Here is a 15,457-nt window from a genome sequence, read left to right as displayed (position 1 = left end):
AAGTTGAAAATATACGTCACTTAGAGGCATTATGCAAACGAAGCTGACTTTACGCTTAGACGATGCACTAGTTAAGAAAGCTAAGAAATGGGCAAAAATTCATAACATCTCCCTTTCAGAAGCGATCGCAACTTTTTTTGAGCAGTTGCCAGATCCAGAGCAACCAATTGAACTTAGTTCTTGGACTCAGAGTTTAGTAGGAATTTTGAATCTAGAAGAAAATGTTGACGATTCAGAGGTTTTACAGCAGCAATACTTGGATTATCTTGAGGATAAATATCAGTGAAAGGGATACTTTTCGATACTGATGTAGTTCTTGATGTGTTGCTGCAACGCCAGCCTTTTTTTACAGCCTCAGCATTAGCAATTGATACGGTTGCTCAAGGAAAGGTAGAAGGATACTTAGCAGCACATACAATAACTAATCTGTTCTATATTTTAAGAAAACATTTAGGTAGTGAAAAGAGCCGAGAAACATTAAATACTTTGATGTCTAAACTTCAGGTTGCCGCAGTTACAGATGCGGTAATTAGAGAAGCACTTGCAAGTTCATTTACTGATTTTGAGGATGCGGTGACTCATGCATCTGCTAGAGCCGCAGGGATAGAAGCAATTGTCACCCGCAATATTAAGGATTTTCGTCTAGCTACTATCCCCGTTATGCTGCCAGAGGTTTTCTTGGCAACTCTCAGCTAATTCATTTTTGACCTACAACTTGCGGGGGTAATACTACTTTCTTGGCTAAACCTAATGTTTTTAAAGCTTTAATACTCCACCAAGTGATATCAATCTCCCACCACTGAAAGCCAGATTTGGCTACGTGGGGAAAGGTATGATGATTGTTGTGCCAGCCTTCGCCATGAGTTAGAAGTGATACCCACCACAAGTTACGCGCTTCATCGTTGGCATCAAAGGTGCGATAACCCCAAATGTGTGATGCAGAATTGACAAACCAAGTGGAGTGCCACAACAAGACTGCTCTTACAAACATCCCATAAACTACAAAAGACCAACCGCCTAAAGCATATAGCAAGATTCCCAAGGGAATTTGCAACAATAAAAAGTAGCGATCTAACCAGCGATAGTAAGGTTGTCTTTCAAGGTCAGGCGCATATTTCTTATAAACTTCATAGTCAAAAAACTCAGGACGAGGACACAGAATCCACAGCATATGACTCCACCAAAATCCACGCTTGGCAGAGTAGGGATCTAAGTTGATATCTTCTGTGTGGGCGTGATGCTGGCGGTGTCCACCAATCCAAAAAATCGGCCCACCTTGCATAGCTAAGGCTCCAATAGTGGCGATCGCATATTCTAACCACTTGGGTACTTGGAAACTCCGATGGCTTAATAGTCGATGATATCCTAAGCAGATGCCAATACTTCCGAACAGCCAATGGAGAAACACCAACAATCCTAGCGCTGACCAAGAAAAAAACCAAGGAGCCAATAAAGCTAAGGCATGAATAGTCGCAAAAAATGCCACATTCACCCATCTGATACGAGGTGAATTTCTTGTCTCAGGGGCAACCGCCAGATACTTTGCAGTCATAAACAATTCCGTTGATGGATCATGAAGTGATTTGCTTGATTTTCGGCAAGCTTTCCCAATAAATTTTTCCATTCTGTAAACTAGTTCGTTACAGTGGAGTGAAGCAAGTATCACTTACATTAGGCATCGTAACAACTATTGAAATTTTGTGCAAGTGGCACTTGCATTTTTCTTATGGCATCTCAATCTATTTCAGCCCGTCAACGCCTTATTCAGGCAGCATTAGATTTATTTACTACCCAGGGAGTCAGTAGTACTACTACGCGTCAAATCGCCGAAAAAGCTGAAGTTAATGAAGTGACGCTATTTCGCCATTTTGGTAATAAACATGGGCTACTTTTAGCTGTATTAGAAGAATCAGCAGCTTTTAAGGATTTGGGAGAATCTCTAGTCAAACGGGCTACTCCTCCTGGTAACGTCTATCAAGCCCTGAAAGATTATGCAAGTGAAAGCTTACATACATTAGAACGAGTCCCGGAATTTGTGCGCTCTGTAGTCGGTGAAGCAGACCAATTTCCGGCGGAACATCGCCGTGCTTTGGGACGAGGATTAACAGAAGCCAATCGCTATGTAGCTCAATATTTAGCTACTGTCATCCAGCAAGGAGACATTAATACCTATCTTCCGGCAGAAAAATTAGCTAGTTTACTCAATGGCATGATTTTGGGTTATGCAGTAATTGAATTCACAAGTGAATTTCATGAACTGTGGGAAGATCGAAATGATTTTTTAGAGAATTTAGTAGAGTTGTTTTTACATGGAGCTATGTCCTCTGCGCCGCAATCAGCAATAGAAGCCTTAATTGCCAGTGAAGTAGTTGACTTACCTGCGATTTTAGTCCACGAAATTCTGCAAAATGCCAAAAAGTCAGGAATACAGGATTATGCTTTAGCATACTTGTTATTTGGTGCTGGCTTATCAGTTCCAGAAATAATTGGCTTGCAGCGATTGCACCAAGTATGTGATCCCCAAGGACACTTTCTCCAAATTACCACCCCAGGGTTACCTCGCCAAGTACCTGTAAATCAATGGATTTTAGGTAAACATTATGGTGCTTACACTAATAATCCTCTAATGAAGTGGTTAAAAAGTCGTAAAGATCATCATCCAGCTATGTTTATTGGTGTTGAAGGTAACTCTATGTCTGAAGCTGAATTGCTGCAACGTTGGCAACTTTGGACTCAAGGACTACTCACACCTCAAGGAAAAATACCAGAAATTTCCCAAGCCCAACAAACTTGGCGTGTAGAAATGATTATGCGAGGGATGAACTTGGAAGATTTGAGTATTCTGACAGGTTGCGATCGCACTCAATTACAGCCTTATGCCCGCCGCGCCAAAGAAAAAGCTGCTTTAGAGGCGGCTGTTCGTTTAGATCATAAGCCAGCATGACAGCAACTTGCTTTATATTAAATGGTTAGAAACCAGATTTAGGTGAAACCTTACGTTGTTTCATGATGACACTCATCCAAAAAACTCATGAGTCCAAAAGTCAGCAAAATTTTCAAGCAGTCGGGGGTAATTCCTTATAGAGTTCAAAACGGGAACATCGAAGTCTTGTTGATTACAACCCGCGATCGCAACAACTGGGTAATTCCAAAAGGCGGAATTTCTAAAGGTATGAGTCCGCGTGCTTCAGCCGCCAAAGAAGCTTGGGAAGAAGCTGGCATAATTGGGCAGGTAGATGAGAATAAAGTTGGCACTTACAGGTATCGCAAACGCGGCAAAATTTACCGAGTGCATATGTATTTATTGTTAGTAGAAATGCTGAGTGAGGATTATCCCGAAGCAGGCCAAAGACAAAGAGAATGGCTTGATGTTGCTAGTGCTATCAAACTAGTCAAACAAAACTCCCTTAAAAGAATTCTTAAGCAATTTTTTCAGATAAAAACGCCTTGTTTTCAGCCTTCACTCCCTACCAATATTTCTATATTTTAGAAACATTTATGAGTGCTGGACTTAAATTTTTAAGGTTTACGGATATATCCCCATTTACCTCCTGTAAAATAAGCTTTTCCTTGTTCCTCATATCGTTTAAATTCTCCACCTATATTAACTAATGCCATACTTTGATAAAATGGTTTAGCAAAATCAAAAATTGGTTGAATAATAAACTCACCAAACTGATTAATATATCCCCATTTATTATCTATTTTGACAGAAGCTACCCCTTGAGAAAAAATATCAGCTTCATCAAATTTTGGCTCGATTATAAAATTACCAAATTTATCTATATAACCTGATTTATTCAAAATTTTAACTGCTGCTAAACTTTCAGAAAATCTTCCAGCCTCATCAAATTGAAAGTCAATTCTAGTTTGACTTGTTTGATTAATATATCCCCATTTATTATCTATTTTTACGGCTGCTAAGTCCTCAGATAATGATTTAGCTTCATCAAATTGAGCAGAAATAATGATTTTGCCTGTTTGCTCAATATATCCCCACTTATTAGCTATTTTTATAGCTGCCATACCTGATGAAAAAGATACCGCATCATCAAATTGTAAGGGTATGACTAGTTTGGCATTTTTATCGATATACCCATATTTATTATTAATTTTTACTAGGGCTAGTCCTTCTGAAAAAGGTGCAGCAGTATCAAACCGCAGGCGGCTGATAAGTTTACCTGTTTTATCAATGTAACTGGATTTGTATCCCATCTTAACGGCTGCCATCCCTTCCGAAAATTGTTCAACCCAATCAAATTGGGCTTTGAGAACTGTTTCCTGTGATGGATTTATGTACTTGAAATTACTATTTATCCGTCGATGAGTAAAACTGAATTTTTTAATTTCTTTCTGATCAAAATTACCAGGAGATTGAGAGTAAACCTCTGATTGTAGAACTTTAGCTAAAGCGTTATTATCTTCTATTAAAGCTTCATAAAAGAATAAAACTTCTCCTTTAATACCAACAGAACGGTTATATTTTAATGCCTGGACTAAATGTTGTGGAGTAATTATATATGTATTTTGTTTTAACAGCACACCTGGTATTAGCTGGGGCAGTTGTTCTTTTGTAAATTGATTAGCTACTACTCTATCTATATCTCTCTTATAAAGTTCAAACTCTCGGTAATATAACTGCGGATGAATTAAATCGACTAATCCCTGTTCTACCCAAGTTTTAGAATCTTGTAGATAGTTCTCATGACTCCAAGGATAAGCACTCGGAGCAAGTGAAATAATTAAATCTGGATTAACATTAATTATTTCACGGTAGACGCGCGTGAGAAAATTTGTCAGAATATCAGCCCGCCACTGTAACCACTTTGGTTCTTTCACATTTTCTGGAGGTAGTTGATTAAACTCTTGTTTATAGCGTTCAACAGTTTTTGAATCGTAACCACCTTCACTGGGGAAAGCAGGAAAGCGATCATCTCCTTGAATACCTGCAACTTCATAATTTTTAACGACTTCTAGGAATAAACTTAGTAAAAAGTTCTGCACTTCGTTATCAAAAGCATTCAACCACTCAAAACCATTTTTAATTAATAAATTACCAGCAGAGTCACGGGCTGCCCATTCTGGTTTTTTGGCGATGATTGACCCACCGTTCTTTTTATAAGAACTAGCAAATCCATACTCAAACCAAGGAATAACAGCGATATTAACTCGTTTAGCTTCAATAATTAATTCTGCTAAAGGATCTCTACCTTGAAATCGTGGATTTATTTCTGTGCCAAAGTTTTCTCGCATAACTCGGCTGAGATACGTAGTTAAACCGTTATTCCAGACAACAGGAAATACTACGTTGAATCCTGTTTCAGCAAGCAAGTTCATTGCTTTAACAATATTTTGTTTGGAGTCAAAAACTTGGCTACCTGTTGTAGTTATCCAAATACCGCGAATTTCCATGAATTAGGCTGATTGTGAGTTATTGGTATTTTCTTTGACTAAAGCTAATCCTTCTGCAAAATAACTAGCTTCATTAAATTGCGGAGGAATGACAAATTTGCCAGTTTTGTCGATATAACCCCACTGATTATCTTTTTGTACCCGTGCCAATTCTTTGACAAAAGGATCAGCTGCATCAAATTGTGGCGGAATGACGAATAATTCTAGACCAGCAATATAATTGTGAGGTACGGTAGGAATTTCTAGAACTCGACATATCAATGCAGCGATGTCGCCTCTAGTAGCATTTTGATTGGGTTGTAAGCGTTTGATGTCAGGATAGTTAACTACAATACGTTTTTCTGTAGCGGCTGCGATCGCACGTATTGCATAACTAGGAATTTGCGCGAAATCATCATAATACTTCTTTACAGTATTTATCGGGTCTACTGTGACTTCATAATTTAACCCAGAGGCTAAAGCCGCCAAAACTTGCACACGTGAGATGATTTCATTAGGTTTAAATAAATTATTAGGATAGCCAGATAAATACTTTGACTGATAGGCTTGGGCGATCGCTTTTGCAGCCCAGTGATTTGTAGGTACATCTGTAAAGCTAATCGCCGGAAGAGATAATGGCTGTCGTGGTAAAGCTGTAGAAATAATCGCTGCAAATTCAGCACGAGTCACAGGTGCAGCAGGGCGAAAAGTACCGTCAGCATAACCTTTGAAGATATTTCGCTGGGTGGCTGCAAGAATTGACGCTTTTGCCCAATGGTTTTGAATGTCGGGAAAAACGGAACCGCTAAACATTGATGTAGAAATAACCCTGATTTTGTTCGTATCAATTAAAGCCTGCTTTCTTCAGGATTGTCCAGTATAAAACTATATTCTCGTGAGAGTCAGATGTTAGCGATCGCCTGACTATTTTGAGGTTGGACATCCTTAATTAACAGAGAAATCTATCATCTGTGCTTGAATTGTGATTACTGTAAAATTAATAGTATTTTTATGTATTCTTATGTACTAAATTTTTCTGTAAAAAATACCGTTGATGTCCAGGTGGAAAATTTTCGAGAACACCAAATATTTGGTAGCCGAGACGCTGATAAAAACCTAAAGCTTGAAAACTGAAAGTATCCAGATAAGCATGACTACAATTACGCTGTTTCGCCACTTCCTCTGCGTCTAACATCAATTTTCTGCCATAACCTTGACCTCGCAGAGCCTCATCTACCCACAGATGCGAAATATACAACCATCCCCAGTGTGTTTTACCAACTAAACCCGCAACAATAGTGCTGTCACCATCGCGTACCCAAATAGCCAGGGGATCATATACGTCTTTTTCTGTCTGGCTATTGTTGTATTCCACTAGTTGGTTGATGACACTACGAATATCTTGGGGATCAGGATGATTATCTATAGTAATTGTTAGTTTTGTCATCGTAGTTAACCAAATAGCGTTAAAATAACACGGAATTACGAAGCGGTAACTTTACGTTGACCGGTAATAAAATAAAATGTAAGCCTTTGTGAATTCTCAACTACCTAAAGGTAGAGGTTTAGTAACAGATAAACCATTTTCTCCGGGTTAAGCTTGTCGCATTTATAACAGTAGTAAGATTTTTATGAGTTCCAGGATTCGCTTTTTAATGTGTCCTCCTGACCACTATGATGTGGACTATGTGATTAATCCTTGGATGGAAGGAAATATTCACAAATCCTCACGCGATCGCGCAGTCGAGCAGTGGCAAGGTTTATACCAAATTCTCAAAGAACACGCAACTGTAAATTTAGTAACACCGCAGAAAGGTTGGCCTGATTTAGTTTTTACTGCCAACGCGGGTTTAGTGTTAGGCAAAAATGTAGTTTTAAGTCGCTTTTTACACAAAGAACGTCAGGGAGAAGAACCCTACTTCAAGCAATGGTTTGAAGAAAATGGTTATACAGTATACGAACTACCAAAAGATTTACCTTTTGAAGGCGCAGGCGATGCACTTCTAGATAGAGAAGGGCGTTGGTTATGGGCAGGATATGGCTTCCGTTCAGAGCTAGATTCTCACCCATATCTCGCCAAATGGCTAGATATTGAAGTGTTATCTCTGCGTTTAATTGATGATCGTTTTTATCACTTAGATACTTGCTTCTGTCCTTTAGTTAACGGCTATTTACTTTACTATCCTGGTGCGTTTGATTCTTACTCCAACCGCTTAATTGAAATGCGAGTGGCAGCAGAAAAGCGGATAGCTATAGAAGAAGCCGATGCAGTCAACTTCGCCTGTAATGCGGTGAATGTAGACAGCATCGTCATCATGAACAAAGCCAGCGAAGCTTTAAAATCTCGTTTGAATGCTGTTGGCTTCGATGTGATTGAAACACAGTTAACCGAATTTCTGAAAGCGGGTGGGGCAGCTAAATGCCTCACCTTGCGGGTAACAGAACCAGTACGCGAAGAAGTTCATGCTAATGTTTCTGTCGAAAGCCGAATTATTCGTCTAGAAGGGCATTTGCTGGACTCTGGTTTAATTAACCGCGCCTTAGATTTGATTGTCGATACAGGCGGAAGCTTCCAAGTCTTGAATTTCAACTTGGGAGAACAACGGCAAAGTACCTCTGCGGCTGAGGTAAAGGTATCAGCACCATCCCATGAGGTGATGGAAGAAATCATCTCTCTGTTAATTGATTTGGGTGCGGTAGACTTACCTCAAGATGAACGGGATGCCAAACTAGAACCTGTGATTCTGGCGGGTGTCGCACCTGATGATTTCTACGTCAGCACAATTTATCCTACGGAAGTGCGGATAAATGGGCAGTGGATAAAAGTAGAAAATCAGCGCATGGACGGCGCGATCGCCATTACTCAAACTGCTAATGGTATAGTCGCAAGATGTAAAATTCTCCGCGATTTGGAAGTTGGCGAACAAGTAATTGTGGATGTATTAGGTATCCGCACCATCCGCAAAACCGAATCGCGGGAACAACGCAATGCCCAAGAATTTAGCTTTATGTCGGCGGGTGTTTCTAGTGAACGCCGCGTCGAGTTAGTGGTAGAACAAGTTGCTTGGGAATTACGTAAAATCCGAGATGCTGGCGGTAAAGTAGTTGTCACAGCCGGGCCTGTGGTCATTCATACTGGTGGCGGCGAACATCTTTCACGCCTCATTCGGGAAGGTTATGTGCAAGCCTTACTTGGCGGAAATGCGATCGCAGTCCACGACATCGAGCAGAATATCATGGGTACATCCCTTGGTATGGACATGAAGCGGGGTGTCGCAGTGCGTGGTGGACACCGCCATCATCTAAAGGTAATTAATAGTGTCCGTCGTCATGGCAGCATTGCCAAAGCTGTAGAGGCGGGGGCAATTAATAGCGGCGTGATGTATGAATGCGTCCGTAATAACGTGCCGTTTGTCTTAGCTGGTTCCATTCGGGATGATGGGCCTTTACCTGATACCCAAATGGATTTGATTAAAGCCCAGGAAGAATACGCCAAACATCTTGAAGGTGCGGAGATGATTTTGATGCTGTCATCCATGCTGCACTCGATTGGTGTGGGGAATATGACCCCGGCTGGTGTGAAAATGGTTTGTGTGGATATTAATCCAGCTGTAGTAACTAAACTGAGCGATCGTGGTTCGATTGAATCAGTTGGTGTAGTTACAGATGTGGGATTGTTCCTGAGTTTGTTGATTCAACAGCTTGATAAGTTGACAAGTCCTTATCGTGCGGTGGTAGGTTAAGAAAATAACCGCAAAGAACACAAAGGGCGCAAAGAAAGGAAATGGCAAGAGTTGCTTTCACAAGAGAGTTGCAAGTTAATTGGGTCAGTTTCATTGCTGATTTTCTGCTGGTGGGAATGGTTTTTGGCCCGCCAGTCGCTCCTTTTCTTGCTGCGTCTGGAGTATGGGTGCTTGGGGGTATTGCGAACATCATTTATTTCATGGGAAATCATGTGTGTCCGCAACCAGAAATGGGCTTAGATTTAGCACCCCCATTTATCATGGCTGTTTGTATGCGGTGTTATGGTACTGTCACAGGGTTGTTAATTACTCGTCTGCTGTATGCTGTGACTGGCGGTAAAGGTTTTTATTGGTTAAGTCAATATGGTTGGAATGGTGCTTCTTTAGCCAGTGTGTTGATGATGGCTTATCCGTTAGAATTAGCAGCGCAAATTTTTGGCTTGTGGAATTTTAATAATTATCTGGTTACGCCATTTGGGTTAATTACAGGCTTGGCTTGGGGGCTGTTTACAATGCCAATTTTGCATAGTGGGTTGAGAAACAGCAAAATCTTCAGCCAATGAAAACTGATTCCATTTTTTATCAATTATTTCAGAACTTCCCCAGCATATTTTTTGAGTTAATTGGTGAGTCGGCTGTCACTGGTGACATCTATAAATTTACTTCAGTTGAAATTAAGCAAACCGCCTTTCGCATTGATGGAGTATTTTTACCGAATGTAGATTCTGACAGCCAGCTAATTTACTTTGTGGAAGTTCAGTTTCAATTAGATCCCAGATTTTATTCGCGTTTCATTAGCGAGGTTTTCTTATATTTTCGACAATATGATTTACCCAATGATTGGCGTGCAGTCGTATTGTATCCTCAAAGAAGTTTAGATCCAGAAGTACCAATTCAATATCGTGGTTTATTGCTAACCGAGCAAATACAGCGTGTGTATTTAGATGAGTTAGGCGAAAATGCAACCCTTCCACTAGGTGTAGGTGTGGTGCAATTAGTCGTCGAGTCAGAAGAAACTGCAATTGCATCAGCAAGAAAGTTAATAGACCAAGCTAGGCAAGAACTTGCTGATGAATTGACTCAGGGCAGAATTATAGAATTAATAGAAACAATAGTATTCTACAAATTTCCGCAAAAAAGCCGACAGGAGATAGCAGCAATGTTTGGATTAAGTGAATTGAAGCAAACAAGAGTGTATCAAGAAATTAAAGAAGAAGCTTTGCTAGAAACAGTACCCCGACTGTTAGCGATGGGTTTGACTGTAGAACAGATAGCAGAGGCTTTGAGTTTATCGGTTGAGCAAGTACAGCAAGCTGCCACTAAGCAAACTTCTGATTGATAGTGATAGCCTTATACTCTCTATTAGGAACCTATGAACTCATCATAATTGATGAAGTAGATCCTAGCTATTACCAGCCTAATATTTAAATAGTGAACTTTTGTGGCAAAGGATAGATTTCATAATATTGTCAGAACCGCTTTAGAAAAAGAAGGCTGGAAGATTACGGCTGATCCTTATGAAATTAATGTGGATGATGTAGATTTTGAGATTGATTTAGCAGCAGAGCAACTGTTAGCTGCAGAGCGAGAAGGCAAAAAAATTGCAGTAGAGATTAAAAGTTTTATTAGTCCATCAAATGTTTCAGAATTTCACACTGCGTTGGGACAATTTTTAAACTATCGGGATGCCTTAGATCAAATTGACCCAGAACGCCAACTGTATTTAGCGGTGCGCGTCCAGATTTATGAAAGTTTTTTTCAACGAAAATTTATTGCCTCAGCAGTTGCCAAATATCAATTGCGATTGATGATTTACGATGTACAAGAAGAGGTGATTCGTCAATGGCTGTAGAACAATATCGGCAATATATTCGACATCTTCTTTCAGAACGGCAAAAACGAGCCGCAAGGCAACGAAATGCCGAAGAATATGAAATACAGACAATTTTCGACGAACAACAAGACCACTATCAATTACTTTATGTCGGCTGGCGGGGAAATAAACGCGATTTTGGCTGTATTTTACATCTTGATATTAAAGATGGGAAAATTTGGATTCAGCATGATGGTACTGAAGAAGGAATTGCCAATCGATTGGTAGAAATGGGAGTACCTAAGCAAGATATTATTTTGGCGTTTCACGAACCTTATGTACGTCAATTTACTGAGTTTGGAACTTGAGAAATATTTTCCTATTGTATTTTCTAAACATAGTTCTCCTGTACTCATTCCATGCCCAGAAAAGTGAACAATTTGCGGTTTAATGTCATGAATTGCTTGAGTTATACCTCCTGGGCGTGCAGACTCACGAGAGTCCAGTTGAAACATATCTCTTTGCTTTGAGAGTTGTAGTTTCTCACGTATATCTCGTAACTCTTGCCCTAAACGCAAACGACCAGCATCGCTAGGATCTGCTGACAGAAATAGAATCGGTATTTTATCCATTTGTAAAGGTGACAAATAACCCTTATCTAAGATAGACGAACTACCTAATATTTCGTTGTGACAGCTTTCATTGAATATCAAAAATTACGCTTAAACTTTAAACCAAACCTTTTGTCTGGCTTCCTTCATGCCTATTGTCTAACTACTTAACACTTGCAAACCACTCTACAATTCCTTCTGCTAAAGCTTTGGCTAACTTTTCCTGTTCTTGCGGATTTGTCACCCACTCAAATTCATTGGGATTACTCATAAAACCCAATTCCATCAATACTGATGGTGCAGCCGCCGGACGCGTCAAGGCGAGGTTATTCCAAAACACACCGTAAGAAGGTCTATTGAGTTTTTTAACTAAATAGTTGTGCATGAATACCGCGAGGTTATGCGCTTGGGGATGATACCAAAACATACCAACTCCTTTGGTATTTTCCGCATCGCCGTTATCGGGTAGAGAATTGTAATGGATAGAAAGTGCGATCGCAGGTTTTTCTTGACTGATAATTGCTTGACGCTCTGGTAAAGACACATCTTTGTCAACGTCTCTTGTCATAACGACTGTTGCCCCAAGCTTCACCAAATGGTCGCGCAATAGCTTTGATACCGCCAAATTGACATCTTTTTCAAGATATCCCGTCGGGCCAGATGCGCCAGATTCTTTACCACCATGTCCTGGATCAAGTACAATCTTGATACCAGATAGAGTTTGTCGTCTCCGATGCTCAATTGTCGGCGGATGACGTAAAGCTAAAACCAGGGTTGTACCTTCATATCTCAATTCATATCCCCACTGTTGAGCTTTTTTCAGGTTAAAGGTGTATTGCACCTGTCCCGGATTCACTTGCTGCCAATCAAGGCGAGAAATTAAAGGGTCATCATCTAAACGGATAATATCTGTTTGGGCAGTAGTGTTGTAGAGTGTCAAGGTGAAAGTTTTATCTCCTTGTTGCACGCTCGCGGGTACAGGAATTTCTAGAGGGAAAACTATCTCTGTAGTACCGGGGAGCCTCCGATATCCGACACTGCGAATAATTGTCCGTGGCGGAACCGCACCCTGTAAGATACGAGTTTCCTTACTATTAATCCATGCACCATAGTCTAAGCGCAACCACTCACCTTCTTTGCCTGTGACTGTAGCTTGTGTTCCTTTAGGCAGGGGGGTAAGCCTCGAATAATCCGTACTAGGGCCAGTACGTGCTACGCCTGCGTCTATCGTCACCTCAGCAACCTGTAACTGTGCAGGTGAGAGGATTTTAATTTTGCCAGTTCCTGGTTGAGTAATCGTCTTACCATTCAGAATCAGTTTAAACTGAGGTTGTCCTAAATCTATCTCTTGATTAGCATCTGCCACAACAGCACCAGAAATGATGTTGTTACCCTGAATTAGGCTCATAACAGTAGGTTCAGGTTGTCTAACTGTTGTACAACCCGCATACTTGCCTGCTGCTTGGGCGGTGGGTTGGTTTCGCCCAGTGAGGGCTGCCAAATTATCTGGTAGTTGTACTTGTTGGGGTTGAGGTGCAAGGGCAACAGTTTGATTAGCTATGTTCACGGACACGCTAGCATTAGGGGGAGCAACTGCACTAAAACAAATTAGTTCCCCTGGTAGTCTGGCAACATCCACTGCTGGTGTCAGGGAACCTTTAGCAAAAGCTACTCCCTGCGGTAACTCAGGTTGACTCGATTGTCTTGTGACTTTGATTTGAAGGGTTTGATTGTTGTGGCGTACAGTAAAAAGATTCTCTCCTAACTGCAAAGGGAAACTTGGAGAAAAATGACCATCCTTGCTGCGGTTAATTAGCTTACCATTGATCAGAACCTTTCCATCGGGTGGTGCTGTACCAATAAAAAAGATTTTTTCCGCACTGGTTTGGTAGTTTGGTTGAGGAAATACAACTAATAGAGATGAATCTGCCAATGCTACAGAGGAGGTGGCAATTAAGCTGAGTACTACTAATCCTAAAACTTTTTTCACGACAAAAACACAGAAGATTTCACAATAGTGACTGTGGCAAAATGACCAAGATCAAGATGAAGAATAAAAGCTGAAAGCTGAAGTTTCAAAACTAAAGGGTGAAATTTATACCTAATAGTTCATACTTTACACTTCATACTTTACACTTCATACTTCAGACGATGTTTTTTGAGAAGGCGCAAGAGAGAAATTCAAAATTACTATGACTAAGTTTATTTTCGTCACTGGAGGTGTAGTTTCCAGTATCGGCAAAGGAATTGTAGCAGCAAGTCTGGGCCGTTTACTCAAGTCACGGGATTATTCGGTGTCGATTTTGAAATTAGACCCCTATATCAATGTCGATCCCGGTACGATGAGTCCGTTTCAGCATGGGGAAGTTTTTGTGACCCAGGATGGGGCTGAGACAGATTTGGACTTGGGTCATTACGAACGCTTCACTGATACTTTGATGTCACGCCTCAACAGTGTGACTACAGGGTCAATTTATCAAGCGGTGATTAACAGAGAACGGCGCGGTGAGTACAATGGCGGCACGGTACAGGTAATTCCCCACATCACCAACGAAATCAAAAACCGGATTTTATTGGTGGCTAAAGATACAAATCCCGAATTTTTAATTACAGAAATTGGTGGCACGGTAGGCGATATTGAATCACTGCCGTTTATGGAAGCAATTCGCCAGTTACGTAAGCAAGTGGGACGGCAGAATGTTTTGTATATGCACGTTACGCTGTTGCCTTACATTGCTTCGGCAGGTGAAATGAAGACTAAGCCGACACAACATTCTGTAAAGGAACTGCGATCTATTGGTATTCAACCAGATATTTTAGTTTGTCGGAGCGATCGCCCCATACCCCCAGGATTAAAGCAAAAACTGTCTGAGTTCTGTGATGTCCCCGAAAAATGTGTGATCACTTCTCAAGACGCTCTCAGTATCTATGAAGTACCTCTGATTTTAGAACGGGAAGGATTGGCAGAGCAAGCACTGGCATTGCTCAACATGGAACCACGCCAACCTGATTTAACTCAGTGGCGCACAATGGTGGAACGGCTTTACAGTCCTAAGCGGACTATGGAAATTGCCATTGTCGGTAAATATGTGCGGCTAAGTGATGCATATTTGTCGGTTGTGGAAGCACTACGCCATGCAGCAATTGCCACCAACTCTGACTTACGCTTGCGATGGGTAAACTCAGAAGTTTTAGAAACTGAACCTGCCGAAAATTATCTTGAAGGCATTGATGGCTTGGTTGTGCCTGGTGGCTTCGGTACACGGGGAGTAGATGGTAAAATTGCTGCTATCAAATATGCCCGCGATCGCCATATTCCTTTCTTGGGTTTGTGCCTGGGTATGCAATGTGCTGTCATTGAATGGGCAAGAAATATATGTGGTTATGCTGATGCTAACAGTGCTGAATTTGACCCTTACACCACCAATCCTGTTATTAACCTCTTGCCAGAACAGCAAGATGTAGTTGATTTAGGCGGGACAATGCGCTTGGGTGTCTATCCTTGTCATATTCTGCCTGATACTTTGGCTGCGAAGCTATATCAAGCAGAAATTGTTGAAGAACGCCATCGCCATAGATACGAATTCAACAATACCTATCGCAAGTTGTTATTAGCATCTGGTTATGTGATTAGTGGTACTTCTCCGGATGGACGCTTAGTAGAAATTGTGGAATTACCAGATCATCCTTTCTTTATAGCTTGCCAATTCCATCCTGAGTTTCAATCGCGTCCCAGCCGCCCTCATCCTTTATTTAAGGGATTTATGCAAGCTGCGATCGCTCGTACCCATCCTAATGCTAGTCTACAGACACCTGTAGAAGTGTTTTAATCAACTCAAAATCAAATTGTTGAACTTTGAGTTCACGCACACCAACATTCACTTAGAATTGACAGATTT

The 15,457-nt window shown here is 40.9% G+C and carries 15 protein-coding genes; 10 read left to right on the top strand and 5 right to left on the bottom strand.

What is annotated here, in order from left to right; all coding sequences use genetic code 11:
* Positions 1–31 precede the first annotated feature (31 nt).
* Positions 32–286 (top strand): DUF6364 family protein, encoded by a 255-nt coding sequence (locus tag H6G76_RS17295; protein ID WP_190703002.1) that lies wholly within the window; start codon positions 32–34, stop codon positions 284–286.
* Positions 283–696, top strand: a complete 414-nt coding sequence (locus H6G76_RS17290; protein WP_190703000.1) for a PIN domain-containing protein — start codon at positions 283–285, stop codon at positions 694–696. The genes H6G76_RS17295 and H6G76_RS17290 overlap by 4 nt, the downstream gene beginning before the upstream one ends.
* A gap of 1 nt (position 697) precedes the next feature.
* On the opposite strand, the gene H6G76_RS17285 is transcribed toward H6G76_RS17290, so the two are convergent.
* Positions 698–1,552, bottom strand: coding sequence for an acyl-CoA desaturase (locus H6G76_RS17285; RefSeq protein ID WP_190702997.1), 855 nt, complete (start codon positions 1,550–1,552; stop codon positions 698–700).
* Positions 1,553–1,726: 174 nt separating this feature from the next.
* Here H6G76_RS17285 and H6G76_RS17280 point away from each other — a divergent pair, with 174 nt between their 5' ends.
* Positions 1,727–2,944, top strand: a complete 1,218-nt coding sequence (locus H6G76_RS17280) for a TetR/AcrR family transcriptional regulator (RefSeq protein ID WP_190702993.1) — start codon at positions 1,727–1,729, stop codon at positions 2,942–2,944.
* 87 nt (positions 2,945–3,031) lie between these two features.
* On the top strand, positions 3,032–3,490 hold the full coding sequence (locus tag H6G76_RS17275; RefSeq protein ID WP_190702990.1) for an NUDIX hydrolase: 459 nt from the start codon (positions 3,032–3,034) through the stop codon (positions 3,488–3,490).
* Positions 3,491–3,519: 29 nt separating this feature from the next.
* On the opposite strand, the gene H6G76_RS17270 is transcribed toward H6G76_RS17275, so the two are convergent.
* The 3 genes from H6G76_RS17270 to H6G76_RS17260 form a co-directional block, all read right to left on the bottom strand.
* Positions 3,520–5,412, bottom strand: a complete 1,893-nt coding sequence (locus H6G76_RS17270) for a WG repeat-containing protein (RefSeq protein ID WP_190702989.1) — start codon at positions 5,410–5,412, stop codon at positions 3,520–3,522.
* Between the two features lie 3 nt (positions 5,413–5,415).
* On the bottom strand, positions 5,416–6,204 hold the full coding sequence (locus H6G76_RS17265; RefSeq protein WP_190702986.1) for an S-layer homology domain-containing protein: 789 nt from the start codon (positions 6,202–6,204) through the stop codon (positions 5,416–5,418).
* 196 nt (positions 6,205–6,400) lie between these two features.
* Positions 6,401–6,838 carry an N-acetyltransferase gene (locus H6G76_RS17260; RefSeq protein ID WP_190702983.1) on the bottom strand — a complete coding sequence of 146 codons (438 nt, stop codon included), beginning with the start codon at positions 6,836–6,838 and terminating at the stop codon, positions 6,401–6,403.
* A gap of 184 nt (positions 6,839–7,022) precedes the next feature.
* Between H6G76_RS17260 and H6G76_RS17255 the strand changes: the two genes are divergently transcribed.
* The 5 genes from H6G76_RS17255 to H6G76_RS17235 all read left to right on the top strand — a co-directional run bounded on the left by H6G76_RS17255 (position 7,023) and on the right by H6G76_RS17235 (position 11,315).
* Positions 7,023–9,134 carry a TIGR00300 family protein gene (locus H6G76_RS17255; protein ID WP_190702981.1) on the top strand — a complete coding sequence of 704 codons (2,112 nt, stop codon included), beginning with the start codon at positions 7,023–7,025 and terminating at the stop codon, positions 9,132–9,134.
* 41 nt (positions 9,135–9,175) lie between these two features.
* Positions 9,176–9,697 (top strand): DUF2085 domain-containing protein, encoded by a 522-nt coding sequence (locus tag H6G76_RS17250; RefSeq protein WP_190702978.1) that lies wholly within the window; start codon positions 9,176–9,178, stop codon positions 9,695–9,697.
* A complete protein-coding gene (locus tag H6G76_RS17245) occupies positions 9,694–10,473 on the top strand; it encodes an Rpn family recombination-promoting nuclease/putative transposase (RefSeq protein ID WP_190702975.1) in 780 nt (259 codons plus the stop codon). The genes H6G76_RS17250 and H6G76_RS17245 overlap by 4 nt, the downstream gene beginning before the upstream one ends.
* A gap of 102 nt (positions 10,474–10,575) precedes the next feature.
* On the top strand, positions 10,576–10,986 hold the full coding sequence (locus tag H6G76_RS17240) for a XisH family protein (RefSeq protein ID WP_190702973.1): 411 nt from the start codon (positions 10,576–10,578) through the stop codon (positions 10,984–10,986).
* Positions 10,977–11,315: a XisI protein gene (locus H6G76_RS17235; RefSeq protein WP_190702970.1), complete on the top strand. Its 339-nt coding sequence runs from the start codon at positions 10,977–10,979 to the stop codon at positions 11,313–11,315. The genes H6G76_RS17240 and H6G76_RS17235 overlap by 10 nt, the downstream gene beginning before the upstream one ends.
* A gap of 406 nt (positions 11,316–11,721) precedes the next feature.
* On the opposite strand, the gene H6G76_RS17230 is transcribed toward H6G76_RS17235, so the two are convergent.
* Positions 11,722–13,548, bottom strand: coding sequence for an N-acetylmuramoyl-L-alanine amidase (locus tag H6G76_RS17230; protein WP_190702967.1), 1,827 nt, complete (start codon positions 13,546–13,548; stop codon positions 11,722–11,724).
* A gap of 202 nt (positions 13,549–13,750) precedes the next feature.
* Between H6G76_RS17230 and H6G76_RS17225 the strand changes: the two genes are divergently transcribed.
* Positions 13,751–15,388 (top strand): CTP synthase, encoded by a 1,638-nt coding sequence (locus H6G76_RS17225; RefSeq protein WP_190702963.1) that lies wholly within the window; start codon positions 13,751–13,753, stop codon positions 15,386–15,388.
* The last annotated feature ends 69 nt before the right edge of the window (positions 15,389–15,457 follow it).

Origin of the sequence: Nostoc sp. FACHB-152 (genome assembly GCF_014697475.1) — a bacterium.
In the GTDB taxonomy this organism is placed as follows: domain Bacteria; phylum Cyanobacteriota; class Cyanobacteriia; order Cyanobacteriales; family Nostocaceae; genus Nostoc_B.
The sequence above is the reverse complement of the archived record's forward strand: the minus strand, read 5'-3'. Positions and strand labels throughout refer to the sequence as shown.

Bases quoted from the DNA above. Each gene is read 5' to 3' on its own strand.
- H6G76_RS17295 (WP_190703002.1), top strand. From the start codon at position 32: ATGCAAACGAAGCTGACTTTACGCTTAGACGATGCACTAGTTAAGAAA.
- H6G76_RS17285 (WP_190702997.1), bottom strand. From the start codon at position 1,552: ATGACTGCAAAGTATCTGGCGGTTGCCCCTGAGACAAGAAATTCACCT.
- H6G76_RS17280 (WP_190702993.1), top strand. From the start codon at position 1,727: ATGGCATCTCAATCTATTTCAGCCCGTCAACGCCTTATTCAGGCAGCA.
- H6G76_RS17275 (WP_190702990.1), top strand. From the start codon at position 3,032: ATGAGTCCAAAAGTCAGCAAAATTTTCAAGCAGTCGGGGGTAATTCCT.
- H6G76_RS17270 (WP_190702989.1), bottom strand. From the start codon at position 5,412: ATGGAAATTCGCGGTATTTGGATAACTACAACAGGTAGCCAAGTTTTT.
- H6G76_RS17265 (WP_190702986.1), bottom strand. From the start codon at position 6,204: ATGTTTAGCGGTTCCGTTTTTCCCGACATTCAAAACCATTGGGCAAAA.
- H6G76_RS17260 (WP_190702983.1), bottom strand. From the start codon at position 6,838: ATGACAAAACTAACAATTACTATAGATAATCATCCTGATCCCCAAGAT.
- H6G76_RS17255 (WP_190702981.1), top strand. From the start codon at position 7,023: ATGAGTTCCAGGATTCGCTTTTTAATGTGTCCTCCTGACCACTATGAT.
- H6G76_RS17250 (WP_190702978.1), top strand. From the start codon at position 9,176: ATGGCAAGAGTTGCTTTCACAAGAGAGTTGCAAGTTAATTGGGTCAGT.
- H6G76_RS17245 (WP_190702975.1), top strand. From the start codon at position 9,694: ATGAAAACTGATTCCATTTTTTATCAATTATTTCAGAACTTCCCCAGC.
- H6G76_RS17235 (WP_190702970.1), top strand. From the start codon at position 10,977: ATGGCTGTAGAACAATATCGGCAATATATTCGACATCTTCTTTCAGAA.
- H6G76_RS17225 (WP_190702963.1), top strand. From the start codon at position 13,751: ATGACTAAGTTTATTTTCGTCACTGGAGGTGTAGTTTCCAGTATCGGC.